This window comes from Sporosarcina sp. NCCP-2716, from assembly GCF_023707985.1.
Lineage (GTDB): Bacteria > Bacillota > Bacilli > Bacillales_A > Planococcaceae > Sporosarcina.
The window spans coordinates 325937-350516 of record NZ_BRCF01000001.1 but is presented as its reverse complement, the minus strand read 5'-3'; the positions used below and the strand labels follow the sequence as shown (position 1 = coordinate 350516).

Below are 24580 nucleotides of genomic sequence, written 5' to 3'. Positions count from 1 at the left end.
CCGGATTTTAATTGAGAATCGGAGCGAAACTTCAATTTTGCCCGATTAGTGCTCCAGCAGCCTGATAAGATAGTAGAGTGCGTAATTCGCAGCCCTCTCGCGGTTCGTGTTCCGCAAGCCGGACAGCCGCAGCTGATAGGCTTCCGTCCGGTCTTCTGCAGCGATTCCGATCCAGACGGTGCCTGCCGGTTCGCCGTCATGCGGGTCGGGGCCGGCCGCGCCTGTCAGTCCTACGCCGATATCCGTTCCGAAACGGCTGCGGACTTTCTCAGCAAGCGTTTTCGCGCACTCCGCGCTGACGATACCAAAACGGTCGAGCAGAGAGGGATCGACACCGAGCTGCCGGATTTTCGCTTCCCGCGTATAGACCGTCATCCCGCCTGCAAGCGACCGGCTGATACCCGGCTGTTCCGCAAGCAGAGATGTGAACAGTCCGGCAGTCAGGCTTTCGGCAGCCGAGATGGTCAGGCCTTTGGCCAGCAGCAGATCTGCGGCTTTCGAAGGAAGCGTATCCTCATCGAATCCGACGATATAGGCGCCGACCTGATCGCGGAGCTCGTCGATCACCGGAGCGATTAGTCCGCGCGCTTCACTTTCCGATGGCGCTTTCGCCGTCAGCCGGAGTGTCACGGCGTCACGCGTCGCGAGCGGAGCGATGGTCGGGTTCGTCTGCCGGTCGAGCAGATCCTGCAGCCTGGCTGCAAGCTCCGCCTCCCCGATGCCGAAGAATTTCACGACTGTCGAGATGATCGCTTCCTGATGACCGAGCAGCTGCTGTAAATAAGGGACCGCCTCCTGCCGGAACATCGGCTCCATCTCGTGAGGGGGTCCGGGCAGCAGTATATAGGTGCGGCCGCCTGCAATTGCAGCCATGCCGGGTGCCATGCCGTTCCGGTTGACGAGGACAGTTGCTCCCTCAAGCACGAGCGCCTGCTTCCGGTTGTTGTCGGTCATCGTACGGCCCGTCCGTTCGAAATACGCTTCGATGGAAGTGAGCGCCTCCTCATCCATTTCGAGATCACAGCCGATATGTTTCGCGATCGTCTCTTTCGTCAGGTCATCTTTCGTCGGACCGAGCCCGCCGGAGAAGATGATCAGATCAGCCCGGCTTTCCGCAATCCGGATGGTCTCTTCCAGCCGGGATGGGTTATCGCCGACGACCGTCTGATAGAAGACGTCGATGCCGATTTCCGCGAGCTGTGCCGAGATGAATTTCGCATTGGTATTCGTGATCTGACCAAGCAGCAGTTCCGAACCGACTGCGATGATTTCAGCTTTCATCGAAGATTCCCCCTCGTTACATGGATTGCGTCAATACGTGTTTGTTTTTCATGAAATAATCGAGACCTGACCAGATCGTGAAGATCAGGCAGACGTACAGCATGACAGTTCCGAACGGGAAGTTCACCGCTTCAAAGAAGATATTGTGCAGCAGAAGCGATGCGATAGCCAGGATCTGGGTGACAGTCTTGATCTTGCCGAGCTGGTTGGCAGCGACGACTTCCCCTTCTCCTGCGAGCAGCAGACGGAGGCCCGTGACGGCGAACTCACGGCTGATGATGATGATGACAACCCACGACGGCGCCGCGCCGAACTCGACGAGGATGATGAATGCCGCGGAAACTAGAAGTTTATCCGCGAGCGGGTCGAGGAATTTCCCCATGTTGGTCACCAGATTGTTCCTCCGGGCGATGTAGCCGTCGAGCCAGTCAGTCGCTGATGCGAAAATGAAGATCAGCCCGCCGATGAATTGTTCGACAGGGAGTGTCGTTCCTCCGATCGACAGGGTGCCCATCCCGAAATCGGCCAGCATGAAAACGATGAATATCGGGATGAGCAGGACACGGGAAACCGTGATTTTGTTTGGCAAGTTCATAGGGCAACGCTCCTTATTCGATTATGCGATCTTTTGGAACCTGCTGCGAGCAGGCAGTGTAAGAATGAAAAAAGTCATCTTCTCAGATGACTATTTTCATTTTTTATATTCGATGATGATGTTTTGGGTGACCGTGTCGTTCGGATATGCCAGCGGTTCACCGTTGACAAGGACTTCCGTGAATTGCGTACGTCCCACACGTATCCTGGCTGATTGCTGTCCGTTCAGATCGACGGTCTCTTCCTGGCCGCCTGTCATCACGCGAGCGCCTTGAGGAAGGAGCTCTTCCCCGTTCGGGTTCGTAATGCCGATCCATGACTCGCCGTCCTGCTTCACTTTCACGGTAACGGAGAAGGTTTCAGCGTTTTCCAGTGTGAACGTGGAAGTCGCTCCGGAAATGGAAGACTGTGTCAGTGTCTGCTCGGGAGCAGGTGCTTCCGGCTCAGCTTCAGGTTCTGCTTTGTCAGCATCTTCCCCGTCTGCCGGTTCCCCGTCTGCTTTGTCCCCTTGACCCTTATCATCGACCACCGGATCGTCTTTCGGCTTATCCACAGTCATTTCGTCCGTCGTCGCTTCCTCCGGCTTCGGCGCGCTGGCCTGATGCTGGTACAGGAAGACGACCACTCCAAGTATGACGACGATGAACAGTGCCGCGATTATCTTCGGAAGGACTTCGTTCATGCGCCCTGACTTCAGATAGCCTGGTTTCTGCTGCATCTGGGGGGCGCTCCGCTGGACTTCCTCTTCCCGCATCTGGACGGAAGACTCGTTATCCCGGTAGAGCGCGAGCATTTCCTGCGAATCGAGACCGACCGCTTCCGCATATTGCTTGATGAATGCGCGGACATAGAAAGAGCCGGGCATCATGCTGTAATCCTCGTTCTCGATCCCGGCCAAGTACCGTTTCTGTATTTTCGTTATTGCCTGTAAGTCATCCAAGGTGTAACCTTTTGCTTTTCTCGCCTCTTGAAGACGATTGCCTAAACCGGACAACTTGATCACCTGCCTGTTTTAAAAATTGAACATACCAAATCCGTCTGCGCCGCCGCGTCCTGAATTCATCACGTTATTGTCGATGACTTCATATGTAATCTCCTGGTCGGGATCTGTACGCAGTTCGATGATGTAGTCGAAATCCTCTATGGAGTATTCAGAGTGCTGGACGAACATATCCGGATGTTCGACAACTTTCGTTGAAGGGAGGCGCATCATTTCCCGTACGAGCTGCATGTGCCGCTCGTCGCCGGATTTCCTGGTGACGATGCCGTCGAGGATGAAAATATTATCTTTCGAGAATTCATCGCCCATCAGACTGTTGCGGACGGTCTGCTTGATCATCGTCGATGACAGAAAGATCCACTTCTTGTTCGCACAGACACTCGCGGCAACGACAGACTCGGTTTTCCCGACCCTCGGCATTCCGCGGATACCGACCAGCTTATGGCCATCCTGCTTGAAGATTTCAGCCATGAAGTCGACGAGCACCCCGAGTTCACTGCGCAGGAACCGGAACGTATTGCGATCATCCGCAGTCCGCTGAATATAGCGGCCGTGACGCACAGCGAGGACGTCCCGCAGTTTCGGCTGCCGGATCTTGCGTATCTCAATCGTGTCCATCGTGGACGCGATCAGTTCGAACCGTTTGATCTGGTCGTCGTCATCCGTCCGCACGAGCATTCCCCGTGTGTCCCCGTCGACTCCGTTGATCGTGACGATATTGACGCGGAGCATCCCGAGTAAGGAAGCAATGTCCCCGAGAAGTCCCGGACGGTTCACCTGCAGCTCGTATTCCAGATACCATTCACCCAATGGAACCCCTCCTTCGCCTGATTACCACTCACTCGGATAGGACGCAGCAGCGCACACCTTAGTTCCTATCATAGCTGAATTAGGACGTGAGTGAAAGAAAAAACTAAAACAAGGGGATCCGGATCGAAACGGCGGACTAGATATACCAGCCGCCGTTCAGTTTCAGGATTTCCCCTGTCATGTAATCCGCTTGTCCGCCCGTCAGAAAACCGACGAGATCCGCCACTTCTTCGGGTCTCCCCGGCATCATGAGCGGGATTTCCTGCATGACGAGTGCCCGTTCGTCTTCCGGGATCTCTTCGTTCATGCGGGTTTCGATCCATCCGGGGGCGATGCCGTTGACCCGGATCCCGCCGAAAGCAGCCTCTTTTGCGTACGCTTTGACGAATGCGTGCTGAGCCCCCTTCACTGCGGAGTACATCACTTCACCGGCAGCTCCCGTACTGCCCCAGATCGAACCGATGAAGACGACGTACGACGGTGCGGCCTCACGCAGCTTTGCCGACAGCAGGCTGATGAGCCGCGCCGGGTTCTGGACGTGCACCCGCCACAGCGCCTCCATGTCTTGCTCCGACGTCTCTGTCAGGAGTTTCAGCATGGACTGACCGCCCGCTGCAACAATGCACGCAACGTCTCCGACTTGTGCGGCCAGCGTCTCTGCTGCACCTACTGCTGAGAAATCCGCCGGCAGGCAATGATACCCGCCGTCCGAATGCTCAGCTGCCAGTTCAGTACGGAGTGCTTCCGCTGCTTCGGCATTCGAGTGGTACTGCATATACAGCGACCAGCCGTCCCGGGCGAGGCGGCGGCAGACCGCGCTGCCGATCCCGCCTGAGGCGCCGAGCACGAGTGCATGACGCCTGCTGCTCACTTGCCCTGTTCTGTCGGGCGGATCGTCATGACCGTCTGCCCGCCTTCATAGTAGAAGTCCCGGAACGCTTCCTGCAGCTGGGCGGTTGTCAGCTGTTCCAATACAGGGACGACGTCAAACAGGTTCATGTCGTTGAAATTGTAGTGTGTGAACTGGTTCGCAATATATTCCGGCGAGTTGAGCGCCCTCATGAAGAGGCCGATCCGCTTCTTGCGGATCCGTTCGAGCTGATCACCCGTGATCGACCAGCGGTCCCGTGCTTCATCGAAGACACTCAAGATCAGCTTTTCAAGCTCTTCCGGATGGTCGGTATCCGAACCGATTGCTGCAAACCCGAAGCCGTTCTCCAGATTGAACTCATACGAGAATGATTCGTCGATAAGCCCTCTGTTGTAAGCTTCCGTGTAGAACTCCGACGAACGGCCGAACAGGATATCGAGTGTTACGTCTGAAGCCAGTTCCCGGATGAGCATCTCTTTGCCGCTCATATCCGTATTCCGGCATTTCGTTCCGATCATCAGCTTCGGCTTCGTGACATCCATGAACAGTTCACTGCGCGGCTCAGCCGCCTGGTCCGGTTCCTCAGGGAAACTCCGTTCGACCGGTTCCGGGGCTTCGAACGTCTTCGCCTGCTGATCCTTTTTGACAAACTCCAGCATCTCGTCAGGGTCGACATTGCCGACTGCGAAGAACACCATGTTGGAGGGATGATAGAATGTCCCATAACATTCATACAGATGTTCCGCCGTGATATCCTGGATCGTTTCGACTGTACCGGCGATGTCGATCCTCACCGGGTGGTTCTTGAACAGGTTGGCGATTGTGCCGAAATACTGGCGCCAGTCGGCCTGATCGTCATACATCGTGATTTCCTGCGCGATGATCCCTTTCTCCTTCTCCACCGTCTTTTCGGTGAAATACGGCTGCTGGACGAAATCGAGCAGGGTTTTCGTGTTCTTGTACAAGTTGGCCGTTGAAGAGAATAGGTAGGACGTCCGGGTGAACGAAGTGAACGCGTTCGCCGCAGCCGCATTCTCGCTGAACTCCTGGAAGACATCACCTTCCTCTTTTTCGAACATCTTATGCTCCAGGAAATGGGCGATCCCGTCAGGCACCGTCACGAAGTCGCTGCCGCCGCGCGGTATGAAAGTCCGGTCGACGGAGCCGTATTTTGTCGTGAACGTCACATACGTCTTCGAAAAGCCGTTTTTCGGAAGCACATAGACATTCAGGCCATTTTCAAGTGTTTCATGGTACAGCGTCTCCTGCAGCTGTTCAAAGTGGATCTTATTCATCATCCATCGCCTCCCGTCCGGACAGAAGATACGTAATCTCTTTCGTAAGCCCTGATGCCATCTGCTGCACGTCTTCTTTCGTCACTTGTTCCCATTTGCCGATCAGGTGGTCTGCCCGGAAGTTTTCATCGAGTTCTTTATACTGATCAAAGATTTCGATCTGGCCCTTTGCCGAATCGAATGCGCTCCGGATGCTGTTGGACAGCAAAGCAAGTGTCTGCCGCATCTCCAGGTCCGATATGTCACCGCGACGCATCGCTTCGATCTGTTCATCGATCAGGCCGGCCGTCTTCTCTTCCTGTTCCGCATCGATTCCCGACATGACATAGAGCAGCCCGTACTGGGAAGCATAGGAACTCGAGCAATAGTACGCGAGGCTCTCTTTTTCACGGACATTGACGAACAGTTTACTGTGGGCGAACCCGCCGAGCACTCCGTTCATCATCTGCATCTTCGGATAATCAGGATGCTGGAAGGTGACCGGCGTGCTGTATGCGATATTCAATTTCCCCTGTTTCATATCCTGCTGTTCCCGGATATGGAGCGGCTGACTGCGTTCCGTCTGTGCCGCCGTCGTTCCAGGTTCCGTCCGTTCCTTGCTGCGGTCCTGGAACGGGAACAAGCCGGCAGTGCGTTCAGCAAGCTCTTCCGTATCGGTATCGCCGAGCAGGTAGATATCGATTCTGTCGTTCGCGAGCATGTCCTCGAAAGCCGCCTTCAGCGACTCGCCTGTCACCGCCAGCACTGCCTGCTCGGTGCCGTTCGCCGACTGTGAGGCGGGTTCACCGGGGCGGATCAGTTCGAGCATCCGCTTATTCGCATAGCGGGTCTTATCGTTATAGACGGAGCGGATCCGGTCGGCAACGGACTGCTTCTCGCGTTCCACAATTGTTTCGCTGAACTGCCCGTCAACGAAATTCGGCTCAAACAGGCTCTCTTTCACGAGGGCCAGCAGCCGCTCGAAGACAGGGCCTTCGGAATTGCGCAGGAATTCGTCGTTGACGCTCTCTGCGTAGACGGTGACGATGTGCTCATCCCCCCGTTTGCCGGTGTCTGTGTAGAATACAGCCCCATACAGCTCCTCGAGAGCCTGACGCAGCTCGGTGCGGCTCGGATGCTGTGCCGTCGAGTCTTCCAGCACATTGGCCAGGACTGTCCGGACAGCGGCGGATTCTTCCGTCAGCGGAGCCGTGAACTTGATGGCCAGGCTGATTGTTTTAAACTGATCGGTCGGGCGTGTGTAGACCGTAACGCCCGATCGGATTTCGGTTTTGTCAAACATTCCCTAACACCTCGATTGGTTAAGATGGATTTCAGTGTGCAGCTGCACGCAGGGTACACTCTTTTTAGTATGCTGCTTTCCAACTTCACTATACATTTCCATCGGACTGCATACAAGCGATGGGACCCGGCAAAAAAGTCCCGCCTATCCGGTAACGGACGGGCGGGACTTTTTTGATCAGCGGGATCCTTTGACGTACGGATCTCCGAGAGCTTTCGGACCGTTCGCTTTTCCGATGAAACCGGCCAGTGCGACGATCGTTAAGACGTAAGGCAGAATATATAGGATGAACGACGGTACATTCTCCATGAACGGAATCGACGAGGAATTGATGGCCAACGCTTGAGCGAAACCGAAGAAGATGGCCGCGCCCATAGCACCGATCGGATGCCATTTGCCGAAGATCATCGCAGCAAGCGCCATGAAGCCCTGCCCGTTGATAGTCGCGTGACCGAAGTCGTTCGTCATCGTCTGTGCATAGACAGCGCCCCCCATACCTGCAAGGCCGCCCGATACAAGCACAGCAATATAGCGGATGCGATTCACTTTGATCCCCATTGTGTCAGCTGCCATCGGGTGCTCTCCGACAGAACGGAGACGCAGACCGAACGGTGTCTTATAGATGATGAACCACGCCAGGATTGCAACGGAAATCGCAAGAATGGAGGATCCGTACACCGACTTGAAGAACATCGGCCCGAGTACGGGGATGTCCTGCAGGAACGGGATGTTGAAACGCGGAATCTTTTCCTGGATGAAATCCGTCTGCCCTTTTCCGAAGATCATCTTCACCGAAAACAGTGCGATGGCGATCCCGAGCAGGTTGATGGCCACACCTGATACGACCTGGTCGGCCCTGAACGAAATGGAAGCGACCGCATGCATGAGTGAAAAGATCGATGATACAAGCATGGCAGCCAGGATTGACACCCAAGGCGTCCAGGCGCCGAACGTATCGACAAAGAACAAGTTGAATACGATACCGACGAAAGCGCCCATGACCATGAGCCCTTCGAGTCCGATATTGATGACCCCGGAACGCTCAGAGAACACACCGCCGATCGCGGTGAAGATGAGAGGCGCTGCATATGCAATCGACAAAGGGACGATGATATACAGGACATTCAGAAACGTACTCATCTCACTTCGCCTCCTTTTTCTTGCTAAGTCGCAGCAAGCCAACACGGATGATATAGCCCGATGCTACAAAGAATATGATTAACGCAATGACGATCGAAACAATTTCGATCGGAATATCAGCGGCATTCGGCATGTTGTTCGCTCCGTATTTCAGGGAACCGAACAGACTCGCACCGAAGATGACACCGAGCGGCGTGTTCGCACCGAGAAGGGCGACGGCAATCCCGTCGAACCCGATACCGGTGAAGCCGGCGCGGGCGGAGATGTTGCCGAACGTACCGAGGGCTTCCATCGCCCCGCCGAGACCTGCGAACGCGCCTGAGATGACCATCGCCATGACGATGTTCTTTTTGACGTTCATGCCGGCATATTCTGCCGCATTCTCGTTGAACCCGACTGATTTCAGCTCATAGCCGAGCTTCATGCGGTCGAGCAGGAACCACATGATGAATACCATGAAGAGCGCCACAAAAATTCCGTAATGCAGCGTCGAGAAGTCCGTCAGCTCCGACAGGAAATCGGAACGGAGCGAAGCCGTTTCCTGGATCTTGTCCAATTTGAATCCGCCGTGCGAGATCGACTTGATGAGCGCATTGACGATATGGAGCGCAATGTAGTTCATCATGATCGTGACGATGACTTCGTGCACTTTCAAAGTCGCTTTCAGCAGACCTGGGATGAGACCCCAGATGGCGCCGGCAGCGGCTGCAGCGAGAAGCGCCAGCGGCAGGTGGATGAACTTCGGAAGTTCAAACGCCATACCGACGTACGCAGCTGCGAACCACCCGACGATCAGCTGTCCCTCGACCCCGATATTGAAGAGGCCGGTTCGGAAAGCGAACGCGACTGCCAGACCGGCGAGGATGTACGGGCTGATCTGACGGATCGTCTCGCCGATGGCATACGTATCGCCGAAGATACCGTTCCATAATGCCGCATAACCGGCGATCGGATCATAACCGCTCACGAGCATGACGACAGCGCCGACCAGCAGACCGAGGATGATGGAAATGACCGGTACAAGCACATTGATAATTCGATTAGACATGGTTGTCGTCACCTTCTTTCACAACAGGTCCTTCTTCAGTTTTTACAATTTCATTTTTATTGTGCCCGGCCATGAACAGACCGAGTTCCTGTTCCGTCGTTTCCGCCGGGATGACTGTATCGACGATCGCTCCGTCGTAGATGACTGCAATTTTGTCGGACACATTCATGACCTCATCCAGCTCGAAGGAGATGAGCAGGACAGCTTTCCCCTGGTCGCGCTGTTCGATGAGCCTTCTGTGGATGAATTCAATCGCCCCGACGTCGAGACCCCGTGTCGGCAGTGCCGCGATCAGCAGATCCGGATTCCGCTCGACTTCCCGGCCGATGATCAGCTTCTGCTGGTTCCCGCCGGAAAGGGCGCGTGCCAGTTCGTGCTCACCTTGCGTGCGGACATCATAATCCGCGATGATCTTGTTCGCATGATCAGCAACCGCTTTGTAATTCATAAGCCCGTTCGATGAGTACGGTTTTTGGTAATACGATTGCAGCGCAGCGTTATAGCCGACACTGAAATCGAGGACGAGCCCGTGCTTATGGCGGTCCTGCGGGATATGGCCGACACCCGTCTCCGTTATCGTACGCGGCCTTTTGTTAGTGACGTCCTTGTCACCGATGATGATCTTTCCGGATTTGACCTTCCGCAGACCGGTGATCGCTTCGATCAGTTCAGACTGCCCGTTGCCGTCGATACCGGCGAGACCGACAATCTCCCCTCTGCGGACGGTAAGGTTCAGGTTTTTCACTTTGTTGATGTTGCGGTAATCGGCTACTGTCAAGTTTTCAATCCTCAGTATCTCTTCCGTCGGATGAGCGGGCCCTTTTTCAGTCTTGAACGTCACTTGACGGCCGACCATGAGCGTCGCCAGTTCTTCCGGGTTCGTCTCCGCCGTGATGACCGTACCGATGCCTTCCCCTTTACGGATCACCGTGACCCGGTCGGACACATCCATGATTTCCTGCAGCTTATGCGTGATGATGATGATGGACTTTCCTTCTTCGATCAGTTTGCGCATGATGCGGATTAGTTCATCGATCTCCTGAGGCGTCAGCGAAGCGGTCGGCTCATCGAATATGAGGATCTCCGCACCGCGGTAAAGCGTTTTCAGAATTTCCACACGCTGCTGCATCCCGACAGAAATGTCCTCGATCTTCGCAAACGGATCGACATCAAGGCCGTACAGTTTCGAGATTTCCGCAACTTTTTTGGCGGAGTCTTTAATGTTGATCATGCCCAGTTTGGTCGGTTCACTGCCAAGGATGATGTTTTCGGTGACGGTGAGGTTTTCAACGAGCATGAAGTGCTGGTGGACCATCCCGATGCCAAGATCATTGGCAACATTCGGGTCAGTGATATTGACAGCTTTGCCTTTGACTTTGATCTGGCCGCCGTCGGGCTGGTATAAGCCGAACAGTACGTTCATCAGTGTCGACTTCCCTGCGCCGTTCTCGCCGAGCAACGCGTGAATTTCGCCCTTCCCCAACTGCAGGGTAATGTTTTTGTTCGCATAGAAAGTACCGAATTTCTTGTCTATATTCAGCATCTCGATGACGTATTCCACTGAGCTCACTTCCTTGCATATAGTTTCTGATTCACTTAAATTGTCACAATAAAAGATTTTGTATCAAAACCTTTTAGTCTGGCAACTTAGGTCTGTGCAGGGCTTGACTATGTATACAAAAATAACGAAGGCCGGAATTACCCGGCCCTCATTGTTCAGCTGATCATGCGGTTATTTCTTTTCACCAGGGACTTCGACTTTACCATCGGCAATGTCTTTTGCATACTTGTCGATTTCAGAAAGTACGTCTTCAGGGATCGCACCGCGGGAATCCGCAAGAGCTACACCGTCGTCATGCAAACCGTATACTTTAGTTTCGCCGCCTGGGAACTTACCTTCTTTAGCCAATTTCGCAACGTCGTTTACAGCGTTGTCTACACGCTTCAGCATGGAAGTCAATGTGACGTTATCGTCGCCGACCTGACCTTCGTCATACTGGTCGGAGTCGACTCCGATTACCCATACATACGCGTCTTTGTCTGCTGATTTACGCTCTTTCGCTTCACTGAATACACCATTACCTGTACCGCCCGCAGCGTGGAAGATGATGTCCACACCTTCAGAGTACATGCGGTTGGCAGCTGCTTTACCAAGTTCTGCTTTGTCGAATGCGCCAGTGTACTGGACATCCACTTTAAGATCAGGCTTGACAGCTTTTACGCCTTCAAGGAAACCAACTTCAAAACGTTCGATAACAGGAATTTCCATTCCGCCGACAAAACCGATCTTATCCGATTTTGTCATCAGAGCTGCGGCAACACCAGCAAGGTATGCCCCTTCTTGTTCTTTGAAGAGGATGCTTGCCACGTTTGGCTGATCCACTTCTCCATCGATTATTGCAAACTCAGTATCTTTTTGCTGACTTGCGATGGAGTCGATTGCGTCTTCCATGAGGAAGCCGACACCGAATACAAGATTGAAGTCACGGCGTGCAAGCGCATTCAAGTTCGTTGTATAGTCCGCGTCACTTTGTGACTGGAGATAGTCAAACCCGCCGTTGCCTTTTTTCAAGCTGTTTTCTTCACCAAACTCCTGAATCCCTTTCCAAGCGGACTGGTTGAACGATTTGTCGTCAATACCGCCGACATCCGTTACCATTGCTACAGAAAATTCAGAGGCTTTGCCGCCGTCAGAAGTTGAACCTTTGCCGCTGTCCTTGCTGTTGTCTTTGTCTGAACCACAAGCTCCCAATACTGTGCCTGCAGCAAGAACGAGGGACAGGGCAAGACCAAATCTGCGTTTACTCATTTTGTGACCTCCCTATTTATATGTTGGTATGATGAAGGCGGAAAACCGCCTTATACCCGTTTCCGGACTACATGGAAGCTGAACTTGTCCGCGCGGAAATAGTTCTTCGAAAGCAAGACCATTTCCCCGGTTTCCGTGTAGTGTTTCTGAAGCAGGACAAGAAGAGGTACATCGACCCCGCATCTCAGGATGGATGATGCTTCCTGATCATATCCTACTGGTTCGATATGCGCAATGGCCTGGGAGATATGGATCTTCCCGTCTTGCTCCAGTGCGTCGAATAGTGAGGTTTTCATGAGTTCTGTCGAGTCTGCGCGGAGATTTCCCGCACGCACCTGATCGATGCAGTAGACGACCGGTTCTCCGTCTGCTGTGCGCACCCGTTTAATTGTAACAATGGAATCATCTGTTTTGCAACCGAACTTTTCACTGCATTCATCCCCTGCCGGCGCTTCCGAGACTTCCATGAAGATCGTACCGGGCTTCATGCCGGCGTTCCGGATCATCGTGGAGACACTCGACAGTTCCTCGATCCCTGATGAAAATAATGGCCGGGGCTTCAGAAATGTGCCGACTCCATGTTTCCGTACGATGACTTTCTCTTCTTCGAGAACACGCAATGCTTCGCGCAAGGTCGCCCTGCTGACGCCGAGTGTCCTCGCCAATTCGAATTCAGAGGGGAATTTTTCGTTTTCCTTGAATCTGCCGGCTTCGATGTCCTGTTTAATGTGTTCGATGACTTGGACATATAAGTGCCTCTGGTCTGCCTTGATCACCAACCCATCTCCCTCCGGACGAGGTCAGACCTCTGATGTTGGACGTCGTCTTATTCAACCATACTATAACATTACCGGAGGAGAAAATAAACATGGCAGATGAAAAAAACTTGGCCGCCAGAGTCTTTCTGTTCAAATTCTGTCAATATTTCTCGCTATTACTCTGCAGCGTCCCTGCCGGCCAGCACTTGACGCGGTTTGCTGCCTTCCGGAGGTCCCACGACACCACGCATCTCCATCTGGTCGACGATGCGGGCGGCACGTGAATAGCCGACACGGAACCGTCTCTGAAGGAGCGAAACGGAGGCCGTCTGCATTTCGATAACCAGCTGGACAGCCTCGTCGTACAGTTCATCCGTTTCTTCGAACTCCTGGATCTCCTCCGTCTCGGATGGGATCATATCTTCCTGATATTGCGCTTTCTGCTGCTGGATGACGAAATCGACGACCGTTTCGACTTCCCGGTCCGAAACGAACGCGCCCTGCACGCGGGTCGGCTTGGAAGCGCCTGCCGGGAGGAACAGCATGTCCCCCCTTCCGAGAAGTTTCTCCGCCCCACCGCTGTCGAGTATCGTGCGTGAGTCGACGGCGGACGAGACGGCGAACGCGATCCGTGACGGGATGTTCGCTTTTATGATCCCGGTGATGACGTCGACACTCGGCCGCTGGGTAGCGATGATCAGATGGATCCCCGCCGCCCGTGCCATCTGTGCCAGACGGGTGATCGCATCTTCCACTTCGTTCGAAGCGACCATCATCAGGTCGGCGAGCTCGTCGACAATGACGACGATGTAAGGCATCTTCGGATGTTTCTCGTCGTTTTCTTCGTTCCATTGGTCGATGTGGTCGTTATAGCCTTCGATATTCCGGGTGCCCGTATGTGAGAACAGTTCATACCTGCGCTCCATCTCGGAGACAACTTTTTTCAGTGCCTGGGCGGCTTTCCTCGGATCGGTCACGACGGGCGCGAGCAGATGGGGGATTCCGTTATAGACATTCAGCTCGACCATTTTCGGATCGATCATCATCATCTTCACTTCATGAGGTTTCGCCCGCATGATGATACTGACGATGATTCCGTTCACACAGACACTCTTCCCGCTTCCTGTCGCGCCGGCGATCAGGACGTGCGGCATTTTGTTGAGTTCCGCGAGCATCGCTTCCCCGCTGACGTCCCGGCCGAGTGAGATGAGCAGCTTGGAGTCCGGCCGGTTGTTCTGTTTCGCTTCGAGCACTTCACGCAAGGAGACGACAGCGACCGCTTTGTTCGGCACTTCGATACCGACTGCCGATTTCCCCGGAATCGGCGCTTCGATCCTGATTCCGCTCGCAGCGAGCGCCAAGGCGATATCATCCGAGAGGCTGACGATACGGCTCACTTTGACGCCGGTATCCGGCAGCACTTCGTATTTAGTCACAGCCGGACCGAGGTGGACCTGCGTGACTTTCGCCTTGACGCCGAAACTGAGGAACGTCCGCTCGAGTTTCTGGGCGTTCGCCTGGATGGCGTTGTATTCACCTGACTGGTCGTGCTCAGGCGGCTGTTTCAGCAGATTGAATGATGGCAGCTGATAGGACTCGTTCTCTTCCTCTCCGGACACGCCCTTGTACGGATCGGCTTCATCAGCAGCCGCCGGCTCCGGTTTCTCGTCTTTAACGGCGGCCGGAGCAGCGGCTGTCCGTTGTTCCCCTTCCGTCTCCGCCCGTTCGTTGAATGCGGAAATGATCGGCTGGACGAACGGTTCCCCGGTTTCCGCAGGCACGTCCTCCGGAACCGATGCGACCGGTTCTGCCGGCTTCGGCTGGTCCTTCTTATGCTTGCCCGCCCGGGTGGCAGGTGACTGTTTTGGCGTTTTCACCGGCTTCTCTTTCGGCTGCGGCTTGAAGTCGATCCCTTTCACTTTCTCCTTCAGCGAGTTGAACACCGAGGGGAACCATTCCGCCAAGTAAGGCGCCAATGCTTTGCCTGTGATCAGAATGAGGCCTGTCAGCAGCAGCAGGACACCCGCGACTGCGGCGCCCGCTGAATCGAAGAGGGAAAAGAACATGGCAAAAAGGACGGCACCGATCATCCCGCCGCCGAGCGTGCCGCTTCGTGTACTGATCCCTCCGTTCGTGATAAGGACGTTCCACGTTTCTCTCAAAGATGAGTCCGAAAGCAGGACACGGCTTGCGTACAGTTCCTTGAACAGCAGGATATGGCTGAACAGCAGCAGGCTGCCGAGGATGCAGAGGCTCCCGCCGACAATCCGGTTCTTCCAACCGAGTTCGCCCCGCTTCACCATGAAGACGAGGGCTTGGAGGATCAGCATGAGCGGCAGCGCGCCATGCCAGTTGCCGAACAGGAAGCGGCCGACGGAGCCGAGCCCCCTTCCGACAGGGCCGAATTCGAACAGGATGATGACCGCAAGCGCAAGCATTGCAAGTCCGATCACTTCGAACAGCAGCGGATTCAGGGGGGTTTTGCCTTTCTTCTTGTTCGGCGGCCGTTTCTTTTTCTTTTTCGAGACTTTCCTAGACATGCTCTGCCTCCTTTTTGCACAAAAAGGATTTCCCGCCGGCCGGCAAGGAAATCCTTAAGGGGAATTGTATGATCAGTATTCCATGATAATCGGAATGATCATCGGGCGTCTTTTCGTCTGTTGGTACAGATAAGAGCTCAATGTATCCCGGATCTCTTGTTTAATGTTTGTCCATTCGAACGTTTCTTTATTCACATACTTCTCGACGATCTTTCGGATCAGGTTCGAAGCCTCTTCCATCAGTTCCTCGGATTCCCGTACATATACGAATCCGCGGGAGACGATTTCCGGTCCTGCAGCAATTTTTTTCTGCTTTCGGCTGAGCGTGATGACGATCGTGAATATCCCATCTTGCGACAGCAGTTTGCGGTCACGCAGGACGATGTTGCCGACGTCGCCGACACCGATGCCGTCGATCAGGACGTTGCCTGCGGTCACTCGGCCGCTCATTCGGATCTTGCCGTTCTTGAACTCGACGATATCGCCTTTGTCCGCGATGAAGATCTGGTTCTTACGCATACCGATCTCCTGAGCCAGTTTGGAGTGGGCGATCAGCATCCGGTATTCACCTGTTATCGGGATGAAGTTCTTCGGCTGCATGAGATTGAGCATCATCTTCAGGTCTTCCTGGCTGCCGTGGCCGGAGACGTGGACGTTCCGGGCAGATGTCAGCACTTTCGCACCAAGTTTTGCAAGTTCGTTCATCATCGAGAATACGGAGACTTCGGAACCCGGTGACGGAGTGACTGTGATCAGCACAGTATCCGTGTCTTTGATGCGCACATCGCGGTGGTGTTTGCGGACGATTTTCTCAAGTGCTTCAAGCGGTTCGCCCTGGTTGCCGGTCATGATGATGACCACTTCGCTGTCATCGTAGTTCCCGAGTTCCTTGACCGTGATGACAGTTCCTTCAGCAACTGTCAAGTAGCCGAGTTTCACGCCGACTTCAAAATAGCTTTCGAGGCTTTTCCCGACGACTGCCACTTTACGGCCTGTCTCAGCAGCCTTGTCCAGCACTTGCTGGATCCGCAGGAAGTTGGATGCGTAGACGGCGACCAGGATCCTTCCTTCAGCACCGTAGAACGTTTTGGACAGCTGTGCTTCGACAACCGTTTCGGAAGTCGTGTAGCCTGGACGTTCCGCTTCCGTAGAATCCGACATGAGGATGAAGACGCCTTCCTCACCGAGTTCAGCCATTTTGCCGAGATCGGGCTTGTACGCGCCTTTTGCAGCCTGGTCGAACTTGAATTCCCCTGTGTGGACGACAGCACCTTCACTCGTATGGAAAACGATCCCGAGTGAATCCGGAATGCTGTGGGTCGTGCTGAAGAACGTCACATACGTCCGTTTGAAGTTCATCCGGCTTTTCGCCGACACTTCGAAGAACTTGACGCTCGCCGGAGCCGGCATTGTTTTCAGGTGCTCTTTCGCAAGCGCCAATGTCAGCTTCGAACCGTAGACAGGAGCCTGGACTTTCTGCAGCAGGTAAGCGATCGCACCGATTGCATCTTCGTGTCCGTGTGTCAGGAAAATCCCTTTGACCCGGTCTTTGTTTTCTTCGAGGTATGTCATGTCCGGAACGACGAAATCGATCCCGAGCATTTCTTCTTCAGGGAACATGAGGCCTGCATCGACAACGAACAGTTCCTCATCGATTTCCACGACGTACATGGATTTCCCCATCTCTCCCACCCCGCCAAGCGGGATGACTCTGATTACTTCATTTTTAACATTTGTCACATTGTTTCCTCCTATATGAGATTCCCGCACTAAACGACTAGTTCCCATTATACTTGACCGAGCAGTTCTGCACAAACAAAAATAGCCGGCGAGTCCGCCGGCTATCCGAACAATCTCTCTGCAGCAGCCTTTACCCGCTGCAGGGTGTCGTCAAGATTCGGGTCGTGTCCGGGCATTCCGGTGAGCGGGAGCCGGACATCACCGACAGGAATCCCTGCCTGATTCAAATAATATTTCACTGGCACCGGGTTCGGTTTCGAGAAAACCGCCTCGAACAGCGGGAGCAGTGTCTGGTGCATCTTTTCAGCTGTCCGGTGACGGCCGCTCAAGTACGCATCGACCATCCGTCTCATCTCACTGCCTGCGATATGTGACGTGACGGATATGACTCCGCTGCCCCCTACCGCGAGCAGCGGAAGTGTCAGCGCGTCATCACCGCTGTAAACGGAGAATCCGCTATGTGTGCCGGCGATGATGCGGGTCATCTGGGTAAGGTCCCCGCTCGCTTCCTTGACAGCCCGGATATTGCTGATCTGCGACAGCCGGATCACCGTCTCCGCAGTCATGTTGACGCCTGACCTGCCTGGTATGTTGTACAGCAGCACAGGGATCGTTATCTGCTCAGCGATCGCTTTGAAGTGCTCATACATCCCCTGCTGGTCCGGCTTATTGTAGTACGGGACGACCAGCATGACGCCGTCCGCCCCGAGTTCCTGAGCCCTGACGGCGGCACGGATCGAGGAGCGGGTATCGTTTGTTCCGACGCCCGCGATGACAGGCGCTTTTTTATCAGCAGTACGGATGATGTGTGTAAGAAGCTGTTCTTTCTCTTCTTCGGAAAGGGTCGGGGATTCTCCTGTCGTTCCATTGACGATGAGTGAATCGGTTCCCGTCGACAGTAAATGATCGACAAGCAGTGATGCGGCACCGAGATCGACGGCACCCTGCCTGTCGAACGGAGTGACCATCGCCGTACCGATCTGACCTAATTCCATTCGCTTCATCCTTTTTTCAGTAGTCTTACGAAAGACGCGGCGGCCGGCCGATCAGCTTTTCCGCAATCTGCACCGAGTTCAGCGCCGCGCCTTTCAGCAAGTTGTCAGCCACGATCCATAAGTGGAACCCACGCGGATGATCGGGGTCTTTCCGGATGCGTCCGACGAATACATTATCTTCGTTTTCCGCAAACAGCGGCATCGGGTAATGCTGTTTCTCGGGATCATCCTGGACAGTGATCCCCTGTCCTCCGGCGATCGTGCGCCGCAGCTCTTCCGCCGTGACCCCTTCCTCCTGGATTTCGATATAGACGGATTCCGAGTGGCCGGTCACGACCGGGAGCCGGACACATGTAGCCGATACGGAGATGGAATTGTCGCCGAAGATCTTCTTTGTTTCGTTGATCATCTTCCATTCCTCTTTCGTATAGCCTTTCTCGTCGAAGACGTCGATCTGGGGGATTGCATTGAAGGCGATCGGATAGTGACGTTTCGCACCGGCACTCGGAAGCTGTGATGCCGAATTGCGTGCCCGCGAGTCGAATTGGCCGCTTTGGGACTTCAGCTCGAGGATCGCATCCGAACCTGCACCGGACACCGCCTGGTACGTGGATACGAGGATCCTGTCGAGTCCATAAGCCTTGTTGACAGGGTGGAGCGCCGCAGCCATCTGGATCGTCGAGCAATTCGGATTGGCGATGAGGCCCTTATGGTTTTCCAGTGCATCTGCGTTCACTTCCGGCACGACGAGCGGCACATCCGCGTCCATCCTGAAAGCGCTCGTATTGTCGATGACGACAGCCCCCCGCTTCACGGCTTCCGGGGCGAGTTTTTCCGAAATCGATCCGCCTGCGCTGAAAAATGCAATGTCGATATCCTTGAATGACTCAGGCTTCGCCTCCTCGATCGTGAAGAGCCTTCCGCCCGCCTGTATGACCGTCCCGCTCGAGCGGGAAGAAGCCAGCAGTCTGATCGAACGGTATGGGAATGACCGCTCCAGCAGTTTATCCAAGATTTTAGCGCCCACTGCACCTGTTGCCCCTACAATTGCTACATTGTACGTCTGCATGCCGATTCTCCTTCTCTGACACGATGCCCCGCGATGCGGGCACCGGATAATCATGTTTCACGAATTATACCATAAACGTGAATTCTCTGTCGTTCATTTTTCCGGCTGGTGTGCGATCAGCAGCGGCTGCAGCTGTGTCTTTTCGATCGCAGCAGCGGCCGCCTCTGCGATCAGTGAAAAATCGCTGATGAGGGAGTTCGGTTTTCTGTATGGATCATCCTGACCGAACGGGATGAAATAGACGTTTTTCATGTTGAGCAATTTGACAAGATTATAGGCATTCAGCCCGAGCGCGTCGTTTGTCGAGATGCCGAGAAGGACAGGGGCGTGATTCCGCATGGTCGCTTTTGCAGCCATCAGGACCGGTGAATCCGTAGCTGCATTCGCGAGCCTGCTCATCGAATTGCCGGTCATCGGTGCGATGATCATGCAGTCGACGGGCGAGGAAGGCCCGAACGGCTCCGCCCCCGCGATGGATGAGATCACTTTCTCACCTGTTGCACCCTCTATTTTCTCGATCCACTCTTCTCCGGTGCCGAACCGCGTGGCGGCTGTCAGCACCGAGTGTGTGATGACCGGTACAACGGCTGCTCCTGCCTGCTGCAGCCGTTCGATCATCGGCAGCAGTTCCTCATACGTACAATGGGAGGCCGTGATGCCGAGGCCGATCCGCTTGTTGTGAAGCACTCTTGTTTACTCCTTTCCTCTGCACATTCTCAAAACGGTCTGCGCCAAATACTCTCCGGCCTGTTTCGGGAAGTGCCTGCCGGGCAAACCGAGATGTAGTGTATAGTATGCAGAGGTGTCATCGGCCCTTAGGCAGCCGGGCATGGAGGCCAGTTCGAACACGTGCAGCCTGCTGCCGTGATCCCTCGTCAGCCAGGCTGCGGGGATCGTATTGACGAGGTAGCCGGACCGGGGCAGCCGTTCGGGGTCGAGCGGGTGTGCTGCGAATCCGAGCGCTTCCGCTTCCCCGAGCTGCGCGTCGGAGCGGGCATAGATGCTCACCTCAGCCCCTAATCCGCCAAGGACCTCTGCTGTGATGCGGCCGACCCTGCCGAAGCCGGCAATGCTGATCTCCGTCTGCCCGACAGGTTCCTTCGTCATGCTCATGAACTCCGCGGCGAATGCTTCCGCTGTCAGCCGGGCATTGTTCCAGACGAACCGTTCGTCCGCCAAGTAGTTCTGGACGTCCAGTCCGTCCTGTTCGAGCGCCTCCCGCTGCCCCTCTTTCAGGAGGCCCGTATAAAGGCAGGCGCCTTTCCGGAACGCGCCCGGAGGGAATTCCCCTGTAATCCCCTGGACAGGCAGGATGATATGTGATGGTTTTCCCTGCCTGATCAAATTGAGCAGGCCGTCCGTCACCTGGTCGTGTTCATATCGCAAGCAGTCGGGATAGCTCTGCTCCACCATCCTTGCACAAGACGTCATCCGTTCGTCACTGCCGATGACGAGCCACCGCTTTTCAGACATCGGCTTCCACTCCGTCCAGGTCGTGTGTCTTCCCGAAAAGGATCCGGTGCTCACCGATCAGTACGATCTCACTCCACGGGATGTATTCCCTGGAAGGCTCCTTCTTCTGCAGGAAGGGGATCCTGCCCGCACGGTCCCTGATTTCGAAACCGATGATCCTGCCGCTCCGTCTGTCGAACAGCAGATCCGTATCCGCAAGGAACCCATAGCGGACCCCTTCAGCAACCTGGATGAGCTCTTTTTGAGCGAGTTCCGACAATAACATACACATGCCTCCTCCGCTTTATCTATACAGTCTATGATAAGGCGGCGGAAAAGCTGACAGCCGGTTTGGTCACGGGTGGTTCGGCGATACGATCGATATGGCCGGCTCCGTCAAAAGAAGGCGCCCCGCCATCCGCGTCACGTCATTCACCGTCACGGCGCGGACGAGTGCCAGCACCTCGGCTTCCGTCCGGTGGCGCTGCAGGAGCAGCTCGTTGTTCCCGTTCCGGTGCATGCGGGCCTCCGCGGTCTCGAGCCCGATGAGGAAACTTCCGCGCATCTGTTCTTTCGCATAATGGAGCTCTTCTGCGGTGACGCCGGATTGCGCGATGTCTCTGATGACGTCAAGCACAGCACTGGTCAGCGCTCTCTCATTCTCGGGTGCCGCTGCACTGCCGATGACAAAGGCCCCTTCAGCTTCGTGCGCCGCATAGTACGAATAGACCGAGTAGGCAAGCCCTTCTTCTTCGCGCACTTGCTGGAACAACCTGGACGACATCGTGCCGCCCGCGATGCTGTCGAGCAGTGCCAGTGTATAAATTTCGGGATCGTCCGTTGCAAGCCCCGGATAGCCGAGGAACAGATGGGTCTGTTCAATGTCCTTCTCTTTCCGGATGGTGCCGCTCCTGAACCGGGCAGGCCGGTATTCCTCTTCCTCCATGGACGTCCCGTCTTTTCGGAACGTGCCGAACAGCCGTCCCAGCTCTTCGAGGAGCGCCGGCTGGAAGCAGCCCGCTACCGAGACGATGATCCTGCCGGGCGTGTAATACCGGTCCATGAAGCCGAGCAGCCGGTCCCTGGTGAATGCACGGATGCTTGCGGCTGTCCCGCCGATCGGCCTTCCGATCGGATGCTCCGGATACATTAGCTTCCATAACTGCTCGTCCGCATCGTCTTCCGGCGAATCTTCGACCGATGCGAGTTCATCCAGGATGACGGTCTTTTCCTTCTCCATCTCCGTTTCGCTCAGCACCGAGTTCAGCAGCATATCCGCGAGTATTTCTGCAGCCTCTGCCGCTTTGTCCGCCAGAACGGTCGCGTAGTAGCACGTCGTCTCTTTCGTCGTGAACGCGTTGATGTCCCCGCCGTATAGGTCGAACTGCTGGGCAATTTGTTTAGCGGATCGGGATTCCGTGCCTTTGAAGAGCATATGCTCGATGAAATGCGCGATCCCTTCTTCGCCTTGCCGTTCGGATGCGGATCCCGCCTTCACCCAGATGCCGAGTGATACGGAACGGGCATGCTCCATCGGCTCGCTGACGAGCCGGACTCCGTTCTGCAATGTATCGATCTGTACCATTTCCCCATCTCCTTCTCTAGTTAAAAGCGGAAAAGCCCCGCTCCCAATGGTGTGGGAGGGGGCTCCTTGCAATCCGCTTACTCGCCTTTTTTCTCGGCTTTTTCTTTTTCTTCTTTCAGGACGACTTTGCGGGACAGATTCACGCGGCCCTGGTTGTCGATCTCGATCACTTTCACGAACATCTCGTCGCCGAGCTTCATGACGTCTTCCACTGCCTTTGTCCGTTCTTCCTGGATTTCGGAAATGTGGAGCAGTCCGTCTTTGCCCGGGAACAGTTCCAGGAAGGCACCGAATTTCTCGATACGCTTCACTTTCCCCATGTAGTACTCCCCGACTTTCGCTTCGCGGACGATGTTTTCGATCATCTTTTTCGCTTTGTCGTTCATCTCGGAATCCGGGGACGAAATGTAGATTGTGCCGTCTTGTTCCGTGTCGATCTTGACGCCGGTCTCTTCGATGATCTTGTTGATCACTTTACCGCCAGGTCCGATCACGTCGCGGATCTTGTCCGGATTGATGTGGATCATGATGATCTTCGGAGCGTATTTCGAAAGTTCCTGAGCCGGCTCAGCGATCGTATGGAGCATGTGATCGAGAATCTTCATGCGGCCGATTTTCGCCTGCGCAAGCGCTTCCTCCAAGATCTGGCGGGACAGCCCTTCGATCTTGATGTCCATCTGCAGGGCAGTGATGCCTTCAGCAGTACCAGCGACTTTGAAGTCCATGTCGCCGAGGTGGTCTTCCATACCTTGGATATCGGAGAGGACGGAATAGTTTTCACCTTTTTTCACGAGTCCCATTGCAATACCGGCAACCGGTGCTTTGATCGGCACGCCTGCGTTCATCATTGCCATCGTGGAAGCACAGATGGATGCCTGGGAAGACGATCCGTTCGATTCCAGCACTTCCGCGACGAGGCGGATCGTATACGGGAATTCTTTTTCATCCGGGATGATTGCGGACAATGCACGTTCACCGAGCGCTCCATGGCCGATTTCACGGCGGCCCGGTGCTCGGATCGGTCCTGTTTCCCCGACGCTGAAATTCGGGAAGTTATAGTGGTGCATGAACCGTTTCGTCTCTTCAAGACCGAGACCGTCGATGATCTGCACCTCGCCTAAAGCACCGAGGGTACAGACACTGAGTGCCTGTGTCTGTCCGCGCGTGAACAAGCCGGACCCATGAGTACGCGGCAGTACGCCGACTTCGGACGACAGCGGGCGGATTTCTTCAAGTCCGCGGCCGTCGGGACGGATCTTTTCGTCCGTGATCAGACGGCGCACTTCGTCTTTGACGAGCTGTTCGAGAACATTGCGCACTTGTTTCATCGTCGCGTCATCAGCTTCGTTCTCTTCGTAGCGGGCGGTCACTTCGTTCTTCACTTCCGTGATCGCTTCTTCACGTGCGTGTTTCTCTTCCGTCTGGATCGCTGATACGAGCTTGTCGTGGCAGCTTTCTTTGATGGCTGCGAGCAGGTCCTGATCGAGTTCGAACAGTTCGATCTCCATCTTCGCTTTGCCGACTTCCGCAATGATTTTTTCCTGGAATTCGATCAATTTCTTGATCTCTTCGTGACCGAAGATGATCGCTTCCAGCATGACGTCCTCGGATACTTCCTTCGCTCCGGCTTCGACCATGTTGATAGCGTCTTTCGTTCCGGCGACGACGAGGTCCAGTTCACTTGCTTCCAGCTGTTCGGTTGTCGGGTTGACGATCAGTTTCCCATCGACACGGCCGATCTGGACTCCTGCGATCGGTCCATCGAACGGAATGTCGGAAATGGAGATGGCCAGGGATGATCCGAGCATGGCTGCCATTTCAGATGAGCAGTCCTGATCGACGGACATGACCAGGGAGATGACCTGCAGATCGTTGCGGAACCCATCCGGGAACAGCGGGCGGATCGGACGGTCGATCAGACGGCTTGTCAGAACCGCTTTTTCGGAAGGACGGCCTTCCCGTTTGATGAACCCTCCTGGGATCTTCCCGACTGCATACAGCCGCTCTTCATAGTTGACGGTGAGCGGGAAGAAGTCGAGCGCCTTCGGTTTTTTCGAAGCTGTTGCAGTGGATAGGACCGTCGTATCGCCGTAGCGTACGAGGACAGCACCGTTCGCCTGCTTGGCAAACTTTCCTGTTTCGACCGTCAGTTGTCTGCCGGCCCAATCCATCGTGAATTTTTTCTGTTCTGTCATGATTGATCTCCTCTCGGTTTACATCCTGTCCATACGTAGTATGTAATACTTAGTAGTGTATCAAATTAAGCAATGATATGCGAAAGTTTTCATTATCCTCCAGGACAGCCGCCGCT

General features: G+C 54.8%; 21 protein-coding genes. All 21 read right to left on the bottom strand.

The features are described from left to right. Positions 1-45: 45 nt before the first annotated feature. The 21 genes from NFU03_RS01795 to pnp all read right to left on the bottom strand — a co-directional run bounded on the left by NFU03_RS01795 (position 46) and on the right by pnp (position 24464). Positions 46-1281, bottom strand: coding sequence for a competence/damage-inducible protein A (locus tag NFU03_RS01795; protein WP_251635612.1), 1236 nt, complete (start codon positions 1279-1281; stop codon positions 46-48). A 16-nt stretch (positions 1282-1297) separates the two neighbouring features. After that, on the bottom strand, positions 1298-1876 hold the full coding sequence (pgsA, locus tag NFU03_RS01790; RefSeq protein ID WP_251635610.1) for a CDP-diacylglycerol--glycerol-3-phosphate 3-phosphatidyltransferase: 579 nt from the start codon (positions 1874-1876) through the stop codon (positions 1298-1300). Between the two features lie 96 nt (positions 1877-1972). After that, positions 1973-2815, bottom strand: coding sequence for a RodZ domain-containing protein (locus NFU03_RS01785; RefSeq protein ID WP_251635608.1), 843 nt, complete (start codon positions 2813-2815; stop codon positions 1973-1975). A 72-nt stretch (positions 2816-2887) separates the two neighbouring features. Continuing rightward, entirely contained in the window at positions 2888-3685 is a 798-nt protein-coding gene (locus NFU03_RS01780) for a DUF3388 domain-containing protein (RefSeq protein ID WP_251635606.1), read from the bottom strand. 136 nt (positions 3686-3821) lie between these two features. Next, positions 3822-4556 carry an elongation factor P 5-aminopentanone reductase gene (ymfI, locus tag NFU03_RS01775; RefSeq protein ID WP_251635604.1) on the bottom strand — a complete coding sequence of 245 codons (735 nt, stop codon included), beginning with the start codon at positions 4554-4556 and terminating at the stop codon, positions 3822-3824. Beyond that, entirely contained in the window at positions 4553-5851 is a 1299-nt protein-coding gene (gene yfmH, locus NFU03_RS01770) for an EF-P 5-aminopentanol modification-associated protein YfmH (protein ID WP_251635602.1), read from the bottom strand. Before yfmH ends, ymfI begins: the two co-directional genes overlap by 4 nt. After that, complete coding sequence (gene yfmF, locus NFU03_RS01765; protein WP_251635600.1) at positions 5844-7133, bottom strand: EF-P 5-aminopentanol modification-associated protein YfmF; 1290 nt, start codon at positions 7131-7133, stop codon at positions 5844-5846. Before yfmF ends, yfmH begins: the two co-directional genes overlap by 8 nt. A gap of 177 nt (positions 7134-7310) precedes the next feature. Then, complete coding sequence (locus NFU03_RS01760) at positions 7311-8273, bottom strand: ABC transporter permease (RefSeq protein WP_251635598.1); 963 nt, start codon at positions 8271-8273, stop codon at positions 7311-7313. Position 8274: 1 nt separating this feature from the next. Beyond that, positions 8275-9321: an ABC transporter permease gene (locus NFU03_RS01755; RefSeq protein WP_251635596.1), complete on the bottom strand. Its 1047-nt coding sequence runs from the start codon at positions 9319-9321 to the stop codon at positions 8275-8277. Next, positions 9314-10882, bottom strand: a complete 1569-nt coding sequence (locus NFU03_RS01750; protein WP_251635593.1) for an ABC transporter ATP-binding protein — start codon at positions 10880-10882, stop codon at positions 9314-9316. Before NFU03_RS01750 ends, NFU03_RS01755 begins: the two co-directional genes overlap by 8 nt. Positions 10883-11053: 171 nt before the next feature. Beyond that, the gene (locus tag NFU03_RS01745; protein ID WP_251635591.1) at positions 11054-12130 is read right to left on the bottom strand and encodes a BMP family lipoprotein; all 1077 of its coding nucleotides are present in this window, start codon (positions 12128-12130) and stop codon (positions 11054-11056) included. A 50-nt stretch (positions 12131-12180) separates the two neighbouring features. Further along, the gene (locus tag NFU03_RS01740) at positions 12181-12909 is read right to left on the bottom strand and encodes a GntR family transcriptional regulator (protein WP_251635589.1); all 729 of its coding nucleotides are present in this window, start codon (positions 12907-12909) and stop codon (positions 12181-12183) included. A 155-nt stretch (positions 12910-13064) separates the two neighbouring features. Next, a complete protein-coding gene (locus NFU03_RS01735; protein ID WP_251635587.1) occupies positions 13065-15428 on the bottom strand; it encodes a DNA translocase FtsK in 2364 nt (787 codons plus the stop codon). 72 nt (positions 15429-15500) lie between these two features. Further along, a complete protein-coding gene (locus NFU03_RS01730) occupies positions 15501-17168 on the bottom strand; it encodes a ribonuclease J (protein ID WP_251635586.1) in 1668 nt (555 codons plus the stop codon). 101 nt (positions 17169-17269) lie between these two features. Then, positions 17270-18163, bottom strand: a complete 894-nt coding sequence (gene dapA, locus NFU03_RS01725) for a 4-hydroxy-tetrahydrodipicolinate synthase (protein ID WP_251635584.1) — start codon at positions 18161-18163, stop codon at positions 17270-17272. 25 nt (positions 18164-18188) lie between these two features. Continuing rightward, entirely contained in the window at positions 18189-19232 is a 1044-nt protein-coding gene (locus NFU03_RS01720; RefSeq protein WP_251635582.1) for an aspartate-semialdehyde dehydrogenase, read from the bottom strand. Positions 19233-19325: 93 nt separating this feature from the next. Then, positions 19326-19919, bottom strand: coding sequence for a dipicolinate synthase subunit B (locus NFU03_RS01715; protein ID WP_251635580.1), 594 nt, complete (start codon positions 19917-19919; stop codon positions 19326-19328). A gap of 6 nt (positions 19920-19925) precedes the next feature. Then, positions 19926-20705, bottom strand: a complete 780-nt coding sequence (locus NFU03_RS01710; protein ID WP_251635579.1) for an NAD(P)-dependent oxidoreductase — start codon at positions 20703-20705, stop codon at positions 19926-19928. After that, complete coding sequence (locus NFU03_RS01705; RefSeq protein WP_251635577.1) at positions 20698-20970, bottom strand: YlmC/YmxH family sporulation protein; 273 nt, start codon at positions 20968-20970, stop codon at positions 20698-20700. The genes NFU03_RS01710 and NFU03_RS01705 overlap by 8 nt, the downstream gene beginning before the upstream one ends. A 69-nt stretch (positions 20971-21039) precedes the next feature. Next, the gene (locus NFU03_RS01700; protein WP_251635575.1) at positions 21040-22269 is read right to left on the bottom strand and encodes a M16 family metallopeptidase; all 1230 of its coding nucleotides are present in this window, start codon (positions 22267-22269) and stop codon (positions 21040-21042) included. 77 nt (positions 22270-22346) lie between these two features. Then, positions 22347-24464, bottom strand: a complete 2118-nt coding sequence (gene pnp / locus NFU03_RS01695; protein ID WP_251635573.1) for a polyribonucleotide nucleotidyltransferase — start codon at positions 24462-24464, stop codon at positions 22347-22349. Positions 24465-24580 lie beyond the last annotated feature (116 nt).